This window comes from Pseudomonas sp. B10, assembly GCF_900156235.1.
In the GTDB taxonomy this organism is placed as follows: domain Bacteria; phylum Pseudomonadota; class Gammaproteobacteria; order Pseudomonadales; family Pseudomonadaceae; genus Aquipseudomonas; species Aquipseudomonas siliginis.
In genome coordinates this window covers 5,399,186-5,411,011 of sequence record NZ_LT707063.1, presented here as the reverse complement: position 1 = coordinate 5,411,011, position 11,826 = coordinate 5,399,186, and the positions used below count along the sequence as shown (strand labels likewise).

The 11,826-nt window shown below is 56.9% G+C and carries 9 protein-coding genes; 8 read left to right on the top strand and 1 reads right to left on the bottom strand.

Features of this window, described 5'->3' with window-relative positions; translation table 11 throughout:
* The first annotated feature begins 54 nt into the window (after positions 1-54).
* The 4 genes from BXA01_RS24565 to BXA01_RS24550 all read left to right on the top strand — a co-directional run bounded on the left by BXA01_RS24565 (position 55) and on the right by BXA01_RS24550 (position 7,769).
* Positions 55-1,404: an NCS2 family permease gene (locus BXA01_RS24565; protein ID WP_024012217.1), complete on the top strand. Its 1,350-nt coding sequence runs from the start codon at positions 55-57 to the stop codon at positions 1,402-1,404.
* Between the two features lie 85 nt (positions 1,405-1,489).
* Entirely contained in the window at positions 1,490-2,119 is a 630-nt protein-coding gene (locus tag BXA01_RS24560) for a LysE family translocator (RefSeq protein WP_041479336.1), read from the top strand.
* A 193-nt stretch (positions 2,120-2,312) separates the two neighbouring features.
* On the top strand, positions 2,313-5,834 hold the full coding sequence (locus BXA01_RS24555) for a calcium-binding protein (RefSeq protein WP_083957567.1): 3,522 nt from the start codon (positions 2,313-2,315) through the stop codon (positions 5,832-5,834).
* Positions 5,835-5,930: 96 nt separating this feature from the next.
* Entirely contained in the window at positions 5,931-7,769 is a 1,839-nt protein-coding gene (locus BXA01_RS24550) for a hypothetical protein (RefSeq protein ID WP_157115977.1), read from the top strand.
* A 127-nt stretch (positions 7,770-7,896) separates the two neighbouring features.
* Here BXA01_RS24550 and uraH read toward each other — a convergent pair whose 3' ends face one another.
* Positions 7,897-8,250: a hydroxyisourate hydrolase gene (uraH, locus tag BXA01_RS24545; RefSeq protein WP_041479332.1), complete on the bottom strand. Its 354-nt coding sequence runs from the start codon at positions 8,248-8,250 to the stop codon at positions 7,897-7,899.
* Positions 8,251-8,670: 420 nt separating this feature from the next.
* Between uraH and puuE the strand changes: the two genes are divergently transcribed.
* The 4 genes from puuE (at position 8,671) to BXA01_RS24525 (ending at position 11,822) form a co-directional block, all read left to right on the top strand.
* Positions 8,671-9,597, top strand: coding sequence for an allantoinase PuuE (puuE, locus tag BXA01_RS24540; RefSeq protein ID WP_042608504.1), 927 nt, complete (start codon positions 8,671-8,673; stop codon positions 9,595-9,597).
* On the top strand, positions 9,594-10,109 hold the full coding sequence (uraD, locus tag BXA01_RS24535; protein ID WP_076566794.1) for a 2-oxo-4-hydroxy-4-carboxy-5-ureidoimidazoline decarboxylase: 516 nt from the start codon (positions 9,594-9,596) through the stop codon (positions 10,107-10,109). The genes puuE and uraD overlap by 4 nt, the downstream gene beginning before the upstream one ends.
* Before the next feature lie 87 nt (positions 10,110-10,196).
* Entirely contained in the window at positions 10,197-11,198 is a 1,002-nt protein-coding gene (gene alc, locus BXA01_RS24530; RefSeq protein WP_024012212.1) for an allantoicase, read from the top strand.
* A 120-nt stretch (positions 11,199-11,318) separates the two neighbouring features.
* Complete coding sequence (locus BXA01_RS24525) at positions 11,319-11,822, top strand: ureidoglycolate lyase (RefSeq protein WP_016773758.1); 504 nt, start codon at positions 11,319-11,321, stop codon at positions 11,820-11,822.
* The last annotated feature ends 4 nt before the right edge of the window (positions 11,823-11,826 follow it).

Sequence of the window (11,826 nt, the reverse complement as noted above, 5' to 3'; positions counted from 1 at the left end):
CCCTCATGGGTCCGGCCCTGGAAATAACAATAAAACTCTTGAGGAGTACTCGCTGTGGAAAGCCGCAAATCCGAAGCACCGCCGCTCGAGCTCACGCCGCCATTACGCAATGGCCTGCTGGAGCGTCTGTTCAAACTCAGCTTGCATGGCACCACGGTGAAGACCGAGCTGATTGCCGGTCTGACAACCTTCATCACCATGGCTTACATCATTTTCGTCAACCCGAACATCATGGCCGACGCAGGCATCGATCACGGTGCGGCCTTCGTCGCCACCTGCATCGCCGCCGCGCTCGGTTGCCTGTTGATGGGGCTCTATGCCAATTGGCCGGTCGGCCTGGCGCCGGGCATGGGCCTCAATGCTTTCTTCACCTACACCGTGGTCGGCACCATGGGCTACAACTGGGAAACCGCCCTCGGCGCGGTGTTCGTCTCGGGCGTGCTGTTCATGTTCCTGACCTTTTCGCGGATTCGCGAGTGGCTGCTCAACAGCATTCCGGTCAGCCTGCGGTTTGCCATGGGCGCCGGTGTCGGTCTGTTCCTGGGCCTGATCGGGCTGAAGACTGCCGGTATCGTCGTTGACAGCCCAGCTACACTGATCAAACTTGGCTCGCTGCGCGAACCCGGCCCACTGCTCGCCGCGATCTGCTTCCTGATGATCGCGATCCTCAGTTACCACCGCGTGTTCGGTGCGATCCTGATCAGCATCATCACCGTCACCCTCGCCGGTTGGGGCCTGGGTCTGGTGCACTACGAGGGCATCATGTCCGCGCCGCCGAGCCTGGCGCCGACCTGGATGGCAATGAACGTCGCCGGCGTGTTCAACGTCAGCATGATCAGCGTGGTGCTGGCCTTCCTCTTCGTGCACATGTTCGACACCGCCGGTACGCTGATGGGCGTGGCCCAGCGCGCCAACCTTGTCGCCGCTGACGGTCGCATCGAGAATCTTTCCCGAGCCATGAAGGCTGACAGCGCATCCAGCGTATTTGGCGCCGTGGTGGGGGTTCCACCCGTGACAAGTTACGTGGAAAGTGCCGCTGGCGTGGCCGCTGGTGGTCGGACTGGTCTTACCGCAGTTACCGTGGGTGTGCTATTTATAGCAGCCATGTTTTTCGCACCGCTGGCTGGCATGATTCCCGCTTATGCCACGGCAGGTGCACTGATCTACGTGGCGATGCTGATGATGGGCGGTATGGCCCACATCGAATGGGACGAAGCGACCGACGCCATTCCGGCGATCGTCACGGCGATCATGATGCCGCTGACCTTTTCGGTCGCCGACGGTATCGCACTGGGCTTCATCACTTACGTCGCGTTGAAGGCCGGCACCGGCAAGTACAAGGAAATTTCCGTCAGCCTGTGGGTGCTCTGCGCGATCTTCATCGCCAAGTTCATCTTCCTGTAAACGCTGCGCGGTTCAGGCTTCAAACCAGCCTCACCCTCACCGGTGGGGCTTTTGCACATCCCGATAACAACAAAGGAGCAATACGATGAGTCTGGAAACCTGGCTGCTGTTCAGTGGCGCTGCACTGGTGGTGATCCTGATCCCGGGGCCACTGTCATTGCTGATGATCAGCAACAGTCTGAATTACGGTTTGCGCCGGTCGTATCCCGCGTTCCTGGGTGGCGTGATCGCCTCGATCTGCCTGCTCAGCGCGTCGGCACTTGGCCTCGGCGCATTGCTAATGGCTTCGGAGCAGTTGTTCAGCGCACTGAAAATAGTCGGTGCGCTGTACCTGTTCTACCTCGCCTGGCAGAGCTGGCAGCAGTCGCGGCAGCCATCGACGGGCGCCGAAGTACCCGAAGCCGCACCGGTGCCGCGTTTTCGCACATTGTTCGGACGCGCTTTTGTACTGGGAGCGAGCAATCCGAAGGACATCCTGTTTTTCGCCGCGTTTCTGCCGCAGTTCCTCCGCGCTGAGCAACCTTTTCTGCCGCAATTGCTGATCATGATCGCGACCTGGGTAGTGCTTGATCTGTGCTGCAAGCTGGCCTATGGCCTGGGCGCCCATGGCGCGGCACGTTATCTGCGCAGCGGCAAGGGCCAGAGTTGGTTCAATCGGGTCAGTGCCGGACTGTTTGGTGGTGCTGGCGCCGCGTCGTTGCTTGGCAGCCACTGAAAAGCGCCACTATTGATCATCCTGCCGGAACGGATCTCGGGCGGGATGATGTGTTGTTTTGAATCAATTCAATTCGAACAACATTCAAACTTTGATACGCAATAGATAGCAACAACCCACCGATATACAGCTCTGGAAAAGCCAACGTAATATTCTTCGCCTTAACGACAATTGCCGGAACAAGGAAGTTCTAATGGCCACACTGATAAGCGAAGCAACAGCACAAACCGACCCTTCAATACATGCGGAACTGCAACCTGTTTCCGATACCGTAATAATCATTGATCTGGGCTATGAAGCCAACGAATACAAGCCCTCAACCATCGATCAGAGCCGAACTAACGAAAAATCGAGTCAGTTGCAAATGGTGGACGAAGTGTTCGGCCCTTTTGAAATTGGCGACATTTCGATTACCCGTACTGCACTCGACGGATTAGGCGCGACCATTGATGGTCAGCCATTGAATGGCGAGAACAGTTTCTTTCGCCGACCAAAACGTTCTTTTATCAATGCCCTGCAGTTCGACGCCAATAAAGTTGAACACTATCTGAAAACTTCAACGGGCAGCGATAGCTACTTGTTGCTCACGCTCCTGTTTGAAATAGCCAGCCAGCGCCCGCTCACTGCTCCCCGGCTCTTGAGGGAGAATGCTACAGAGACTGTACCCAGCAATTACCGCGACAAACTTGTCAAACTTCTGAGTGCCGCACAGTCGCTTGATCTGCAACACGTGCACGTCCCCAAACATCATCCCCGCTGGGCCGCATTGACCAAAAGTTACGCGACGCTGGGCTCCAGCGTGGGCATCCAGGGCTTCGGCATCTTCATGGGAATTCGCGGCGTTGTCGATGCGATCAAAGCCGAAAACACTGCTGAAATAGCGATAAACAGCGCAGGCATTGTATCGGAGCTGGGCTCCATCGCGGCCGATGTCGCGGTGAGCAAGATAGCCACGCAGATGCTCACAGCCGGGCAAAGTGCTTATCGGGACTTCGCCAAAACCCGCTTTGCACTCAGATTGGGTCGATCGGGAGGGTTGGTCGGCGGCATGCTGACGCTGCCCTTCGACATCTTTACCGCCGTGAGGTCGATGAACGCCGCTCAGAATGCCACCGGCAAAGAAGCGATGGATCACTACGTCAGCGCTGGTCTGAGCATTACCAGTGCAGCCATGACTGTCATCCTCGGGTCCGCCGCGATGGCCGGGTTCTCGTTTGCCGGCCCTGTCGGACTTGCAGCCGGCGCGATTCTCGCCATCGGCTCACAAGTCTACGGTGCGGTGCGTATCGTTGACGATATAGATGACTACATTGAATTGACTGTCGATGAACGGTGGCGTAGCGGTTGGTTTTCGTTCTGCATGATGGATGTCGATCAAAACGTTCAAAACCGCTATATCAAGGCAAAGACGCTGTTGCAGCACTCTCTGCAACTGAAAAAGACCGCTAGAACGCTGCTCGATGGCCCCTTGAAAGAGACTACTGAAGCCATCGTCAACGGCAAATTAGATGTGCGTCTGAAACCAACGCGGGTCTGGAAGCGAAACTGGTGGACCAAACAGGATGCGTGGGAATCGGTCAATGTCCCTGAAGTGGTAGGCACTGATGACATCATTGATGCACGCGCAGGGGTTACAAAAGATACACCCGGCGCGGAGTTGGGGGTCGCCGCAGAGGGCAAGAACGTTCTCTGGTTTATCAGCGAGGGCAACGACTCGATCCGAGGGGTAGAAAAAAAACCCAACACCTTCCATTACAAGTCAGGAAAAAAACAACTTTCGGGCGGCGAAGAAAATGACCAGTTCCTGTTTGAGAACGCAGCGGACTTCCTTGAAAGGGGTCGCCATGTCGCAGATCATTCGACGCTGAGCGGCGGCGCAGGAAATGACACACTGGTACTCGGCGGCAGCTACTCCTCCCGAAATACCAACAGAACTGGCTATGACGTAGATCTGCTGGCTGGAACATTGCAGATCATCACGAGCGATGTCGATGCCGACAATAACCGGATATCTATCCTGCACAGTTTGCTGGACAGCATCGAAAACGTTGAGACAGTCCATCGCGCGGCAAGCGTGGTAACGGGCTCCGCGCAAAACAACATCATCAAATCCCGGGGTAGCGACAGCATTGAAGCTGGCGCTGGGGACGACCAGATATTTCTCTCCCACGAAAGAGCAAAAGCGTCGGGAGGCGCCGGCACCGATCAATATTACATCGCGCATGTGGCGGGGCGTTTTTCCATTGTCGATGATGGTGAACAGACCAGCTACATCGTCATGAACTGGCGCAAGGATCTGATTGAATCCTGGGATATCGAAGGTAACGACCTGGTCATCCGCTCAGGTTTCGAAACGTCTGACCACCTCAAAAACGTGTTGACCATTCATGATGTTTATACGAACACCGATCACACTAGAAAGCTGAGCAACAAAAACCTGGTTTTCGTAACCAGCGATGATTTTCATTTCAGACTTGATCTGCCAGACACCATCCCGGACGGCCACATCGTAGAAATAACCGAAATCTTCCTCAAACGTGGCAAACCGGTAAACCCGATCATTATTTATGCAGCGGAATGCTGGATCCGCCACCGCAAACCCGCTGCCTATTACGTCCCGAGAACCGGCAAGACAACCACGTTTTACGCAGTTTTACGTTCTGATGTCATTACCCGGATATATCTGGATTTCCGCAGCGATGAGCTGACAAAAGCGGAGGCGCATTTTTTCTCGGACAAACCCAAGTCATATCACCTGACTGTTGGTTGCCATCTCGTCTATCACTTCGGCGCGAAAAGCATCAAGCTCAATTATTACTCCGCTGCGCGTAACGAAGACGATCACGACAATATTACGAAGATCCTGCGCACCATGGCTGTTCGTCCGTTCAGCCGTTACGTATTGATCTTCAAGGATGGCGTTGTTGCAGATGCCGAGCTTACAGCGCAAACCGAAATCGCACCTGCCTTTACGGATTTCACGGTATCGCGGGATTGGGTGACCCAAATGAAACTGCCGCTCGAGGTTCGCTCTCAGCGCTACTTTCACAATTTGGCTGAAAAAGCAGCTGAACCGATGGGCCGTACAAGAGTTTGCGCAACGCCGATTCGACTGGCCGTGCAAACCGACATGGACAACTACGAAGGAGAAGGTTCGAGTTATCTCATCCACGTACTCCCGGACATGACCATCAAACTCTCGACTCCCGGCGCACTTGCCGATGCCAAAGTTCGCCTGCCCTATTCATCCACTTGGGAACTTGATGCAACGCAGCTCGGCAAGGTCGAAATAAGGCTGGAAGAAAACCGGCTCTCCATCGGCACAACCACTTTTTATCTGCCGGTCTATGGAAGCGAAGATCTGATAGATCAAATCCGCGTAATTACAACCGGTGGAGTTGTGCACACGGTTGATCTGGTCTTTGATCGCATTTATCTGGATGGGCTCGATGCACGTTTTTTCGAAGAGCCAGACGCCTCAAAAGCGCTCCCGCCATATCTTGCCGCATTGGCCAACGACGAAGTCAAAGTCTGGAACGTTATCTGCGTCAACGACGAAACCGCACGCGTGGGCTACAACCTGGCCGCCCATGGCTGGGTATTGCGTGCCGACAAATCCCGCATCGAAAAGTCTGCTTTGAGAGCAGTGAATCGCTGCAGTCACCAGACCAACATTTTCCGCCCTGTTTCGCTGATGAAAGTGCCTCCCGCGTAATTCGCGGTAACTCGTCAACAAACACCCTTTTTTTATCAGCGTACTGTCTACGCGGCACCCGCACGCGTCTGCGCGCTCTTTTTCCGAGTATTTCCCATGGCCAAATCACCCAAAAAAATCCCGACCATAAAATCGCCCGATTCGCCCGATGCCACACATCCCGGATCACCGCCCCTCGTCAGAAATGTGGGCCTGGACATGCCTGACGCCCTGCTTCTGGGCATCGATTCGCCGGCGATCAGCCAAGCGCCAGCCACCTCTGCCGCAGCCAACGCAGTGCCCACGGTCAGCCTTCATGCCTTGCCAGATGCAGCGCATGATTTCAGCGCCACTCGGAACGCAATCGCCTGGCCGCAAGAGCGTTTCCACGAATTGGTGCCGGTGACGCAGAACGATGGCTTGTTCACTGGACCGGATCAGCGCACCTACGCTCAAATCGCCAATGAAGGCCAGTTTGTCGTCGAGCAGGACGGGCAAGGCAACTACCATGTGCCACTGACCTTCGCGCCCGGCGTGCCCGGCCTGCCTCTGACGCGAATCGAGGGTCAGGCGATCTGGCAGATCCAGCGGCCCGAGAGGCCCTCCAACCGGCCTGCGTCCGCCACGCCACACTTGCCCTCATACATCTCGCCGGCCGACGCCATGACGTTGACCAAGCCGGAAATGGCGACAGAAGGCCTTCGTTACAACAGACTCAGGCAGACCTTCGTAACCACGGTAGACGGCACCGTCATGGTGCGCAAAAACCAGGACGGTGAATATCAACAAGCGTTTGCCTCAACGACCAATGCACCCGACGTTTTCTTTGAGCAAATCCCCGGCACCGTTTTCTGGCGGCGAAAAACACCCGGGACGAAGCCATCTGGTACCAAGCCCGAAGCCAGCCAGTCCGACAACGCAGTCCCCGGCCCGAGCAAGCGTCCACGACTTGTCGAGGCCACAGAAACGCTAACCGCGTCGCAAGCCACAACTCCGTCTGAGGAGCTGACCCCGTATTTCTGGCTTCCGTGGGGGCACCTGAACAAACCTGTGCACATCGAATCGGTACAGCTTGGCTGGCTGCATTATCCAATCGTCCCTGTCGGCTCGAACACGACACCCAAAGTGTATTTCGTATGTCATCCCGAGTTTGTCCCGACAGATTTCAATACTTTCGAAAGCATGCTGATAAACATGCCCGAGCGACAGCCGGTAGCGACTTTTCGCATCGGCAGTGATCCGGGTGAGGTCCATCCGGGCAAACGCTTTTTTGAAGAGCCGATATCAACGTCCGTCGCTCGCGCGTTCCCCGATTTCTCTGAAGCAACAGCAAGGGCCGTCGCCCGCAGGTTGTTCGAACTCGCCGATCACTCCGAGACGATTACCGGCACCGGATTGATCAATGTTCAGGCCGTTCTGCATCAGTGGAAACAACTGCCGTTTTCCACAGCTGCCGATTTTGCCGACCCGCTGAACATGCTGGCCGTTGCGCCGGACATCGACCTGGGAAGCAAACGACTTATTCCGATGCCCTCCCAGACCGACAGTGAATTGCAACGACTGAGCTTCGATCCGCAGCATTTCCCCTCCGCCTGGAATCATTACAAGACCTATCCCTCGGATCTGAATCTGCGGCGATTGCTCGGCGCGTTGCTGGTCGGCTGTGGTTACGAGCTGTTTCCACTGACTTATGAGCACAGAATGCCGACGCTGGTCTTCAAACGAGCCGGTCACGATCAGATCTTCTTTTTGAAACTGGGCGCGATCGGTCAGGCCGGCCTGACCCACGTTCCTGGCAACGAACTGACGGAACCGGGCTTGCCCGCCAGAATCGGTCAGGAGGCCTTCAAGGCACTGACCGATGCAGCGGCGCAGAACAAAGTGGTATGGCTGATCGGGGGTGTATTGAAGGTCGCGTCCACGCCAGATTCGGTATTCATTATCCGCGAGCGATGAGCCGCTACCCGCCTGCACCGGCAGTTGCGCCGCAAACGGGCATAAAAAAAGCCCGCAGTGTGAGCGGGCGAAAGACCAAAGAAGCTATATGCGCAGTCGCTTCCCGGTGGGGGCAGCTGCTTGGGGGTCAGCTGCCCCGATACGTGGAATAGCTGTAAGGCGAAATCAGCAGGGGCACGTGGTAGTGCTCCTGCTCGGCGGAGATGCCGAAACGCAACACCACCACGTCCAGAAATGCCGGCTCGGGCAGTTGCACACCGCGGGCGCGGTAGTAATCGCCAGCGTGGAACTGGACCTGATAGACGCCAGTGCGGTAATCGTCGCCTTGCAGCAACGGCGCATCGACCCGGCCATCGCTGTTGGTTGTCGCACTGGCGACCAATTCCAGGTGCGATCCTTCAACGCGGTACAGCTCGACCTTGATCGAGCTGCCCGGGCAACCGTGTGCAGCGTCCAAAACGTGTGTTGTCAAACGTCCCATTGATTCTGCGCGCCCGGCCGCAACAAGCGGTCAGACTTCGCGCCTCCCGAAGTCAGTTGAAAAGGAGACCGCACCGTTTCGGAGCACGAAACGCTGCGGCGAGCGACTGATTAAGACACTTTTCAAAAAAATTGTACACAATAAAAACGACATTTTTCGCTTCCCCCCCGCCATCCGGGCCTTAATCGCCAATTCGCAGGCAAAGCGCCTGATCATTGAACCTTCTATTCATTAGCTGACTGGTCAGGCAGGTTTCTTGCAGGCTGGAACCATTAACAGCAAAAGATGACAGCCGGTGAAAAATGCGAAAATTCAGGCTTACAAAATGTAAATAAAGTTGTATACAATCAGCCCATCGCTGTGACGCCAGCCTGCCAGGCCGCCACACCAATCTGTCAACGTACAAGAAGGAAGACTGCAGTGAGCGCTGACTACCCACGCGACCTGATCGGTTACGGCAGTAACCCTCCTCACCCACACTGGCCGGGCAATGCCCGGATCGCCCTGTCCTTCGTACTCAATTACGAAGAAGGTGGCGAGCGCAATATTCTGCACGGCGACAAGGAGTCCGAAGCCTTCCTGTCTGAAATGGTCGCCGCTCAGCCGCTGCAGGGCGCGCGCAACATGAGCATGGAATCGCTTTACGAGTATGGCAGCCGCGCCGGCGTCTGGCGGATTCTGAAGCTGTTCAAGGAATTCGATATTCCGCTGACCATCTTCGCCGTGGCCATGGCCGCCCAGCGTCACCCGGACGTGATCCGTGCGATGGTCGAAGCCGGTCACGAAATCTGCAGCCACGGCTACCGCTGGATCGACTATCAGTACATGGATGAAGCGCAGGAACGCGAGCACATGCTCGAAGCGATCCGCATCCTCACCGAACTGACCGGCGAACGTCCGCTCGGCTGGTACACCGGCCGCACCGGGCCGAACACCCGCCGGCTGGTCATGGAAGAAGGCGGTTTCCTCTACGACTGCGACACCTACGACGACGACCTGCCCTACTGGGAACCGAACAACCCCACCGGCAAGCCGCATCTGGTGATCCCCTACACCCTCGACACCAACGACATGCGCTTCACACAGGTGCAGGGTTTCAACAAGGGTGACGATTTCTTCGAATACCTCAAAGACGCGTTCGACGTGCTCTACGCCGAGGGTGCCGAAGCGCCGAAAATGCTTTCGATCGGTCTGCACTGCCGCCTGATCGGCCGTCCTGGTCGCCTCGCTTCGCTCAAGCGCTTTATCGAATACGCCAAAAGTCATGAACAGGTGTGGTTCAGCCGTCGCGTCGACATCGCACGTCACTGGCAGCAAACCCACCCGTACCAAGGGACTGCAAAATGAGCCGCTTTCAAACCCTGCTACCGTCGACCCTGAGCCGCGACGCTTTCGTCAAAGCCTTCGCCGACATCTACGAACATTCGCCATGGGTGGCCGAAAAGGCCTACGACCTCGGTGCGGACGCTTCGATCGACGAGATCGAAACCCTGCACCAGCGCATGAGCGATATCCTGTTGAGCGCCGATCATGCCAGCCAACTGGCCCTGATCAACGCTCACCCGGACCTGGCCGGCAAAGCTGCCGTCCAGGGCCAACTGACCGAAGCCAGCACCAATGAACAGGCTGGCGCCGGTATTCACCAATGCACGGCCGAAGAGTTCCAGCGCTTCACCGAGCTGAACGACGCCTACAAAGCCAAGTTCAAGTTTCCCTTCATCATGGCGGTAAAAGGCAGCAACCGGCATCAGATCCTCGCGGCGTTCGAAACGCGCATCAACAATTCGGTGGAAGCCGAGTTCAAATGCGCGCTGGCGGAGATCAACAAGATTGCCCTGTTCCGTTTACTGACTCTTTAGCAAGCCTGGCCCGAGCGTGAATGAACGCGCAAACGCCCAGGGCCCTGCGAGCATCCCCAGCCAACTTATCAAAGGCAGACAAGAAGAATGAAAGCTTACGCCGTACCTTTCGAAAAATACGTCAACCTGGCCGACGCCCGTCTGGGCACCAAGATCATTTCGGTCACCGATGACTGGTTCGCAGACGCCAATCGTCTGTTCCAACCGACCCCGGCCGTATGGAAGGAGGGCGTGTTCGACGACAACGGCAAGTGGATGGACGGCTGGGAGTCGCGCCGCAAGCGCTTCGAAGGTTTCGACAGCGCGGTGATCCGTCTGGGCGTACCGGGCTCGATCAAAGGCGTGGACATCGACACTTCATTCTTCACCGGCAACTACCCGCCGTCGGCCTCGCTGGAAGCGTGCTTCCTGGCCTCGGGCGAGCCGGATGAAAACACCCAGTGGACCGAAGTGCTGTCGGCCGTCGAGCTGCAGGGCAACAGCCACCATTACCATGAAATCAGCAACGACAAAGCGTTCAGCCACCTGCGCTTCAACATCTACCCGGACGGCGGTGTTGCCCGTCTACGCGTATACGGCATTCCGTTCCGCGACTGGTCCGCTGTGGGCGACAACGAGCAAGTCGATCTGGCCGCAGCCCTCAACGGTGGCCGCGCCCTCGCCTGCTCCGACGAACACTTCGGCCGCATGAGCAACATCCTCAACCCGGGCCGTGGCATCAACATGGGCGACGGCTGGGAAACCGCACGTCGTCGCACGCCGGGCAATGACTGGGTGATCGTCGCCCTGGGTCATCCGGGCGAGATCGAGAAGATCGTCGTCGACACCCTGCACTTCAAAGGCAACTACCCGGACACCTGCTCGATCCAGGGCGCGTTCGTGAAAGGCGGCACCGACAGCCAGATCGAAACCCAGTCGCTGTTCTGGCGCGAACTGCTGCCAAGCCAGAAGCTGGAGATGCACGCCGAACACACCTTCGTCGAGCAGATCAAGGCACTCGGCCCGATCACCCACATCCGCCTGAACGTGTTCCCGGATGGTGGCGTGAGTCGCCTGCGTGTATTGGGCAAGGTCGCTAAACAAGGTTGAACCCAATCGCTGGCAAGCCAGCTCCCACAGGTTTTGTGAACGCCACAGTCCACTGTGGGAGCGGGCTTGCCCGCGATGGCGATAGATCTAACAACACAGAATCCGGATAAGAAGAACAGCATGCGCACATTGACGATTGAACCGCTGACCAAAGAAGCCTTCGCCCCTTTCGGTGACGTGATCGAAACCGACGGCAGCGATCACTTCATGATCAACAACGGTTCGACCATGCGCTTCCACAAACTGGCGACGGTCGAAACCGCTACGCCTGAGGACAACGCGATCATCAGCATTTTCCGCGCCGACGCGCAGGACATGCCGCTGACCGTTTGCATGCTGGAACGCCATCCGCTGGGCAGCCAGGCTTTCATTCCGCTGCTCGGCAACCCCTTTCTGATCGTGGTCGCGCCAGTTGGCGATGAACCTGTATCAGGCTTGGTCCGCGCCTTCGTCACCAACGGCAGGCAGGGCATCAATTACCATCGCGGCGTCTGGCACCACCCGGTGCTGACGATCGAAAAGCGGGATGACTTCCTGGTGGTTGATCGCAGTGGCACAGGCAATAACTGCGATGAGCATTTTTTCAAAGAGGATGAGCGGTTGATCCTCGCCCCCCACCAATAAGAGA

Bases quoted from the DNA above. Each gene is read 5' to 3' on its own strand.
- BXA01_RS24560 (WP_041479336.1), top strand. From the start codon at position 1,490: ATGAGTCTGGAAACCTGGCTGCTGTTCAGTGGCGCTGCACTGGTGGTG.
- BXA01_RS24555 (WP_083957567.1), top strand. From the start codon at position 2,313: ATGGCCACACTGATAAGCGAAGCAACAGCACAAACCGACCCTTCAATA.
- BXA01_RS24550 (WP_157115977.1), top strand. From the start codon at position 5,931: ATGGCCAAATCACCCAAAAAAATCCCGACCATAAAATCGCCCGATTCG.
- uraH (WP_041479332.1), bottom strand. From the start codon at position 8,250: ATGGGACGTTTGACAACACACGTTTTGGACGCTGCACACGGTTGCCCG.
- uraD (WP_076566794.1), top strand. From the start codon at position 9,594: ATGAGCCGCTTTCAAACCCTGCTACCGTCGACCCTGAGCCGCGACGCT.
- alc (WP_024012212.1), top strand. From the start codon at position 10,197: ATGAAAGCTTACGCCGTACCTTTCGAAAAATACGTCAACCTGGCCGAC.
- BXA01_RS24525 (WP_016773758.1), top strand. From the start codon at position 11,319: ATGCGCACATTGACGATTGAACCGCTGACCAAAGAAGCCTTCGCCCCT.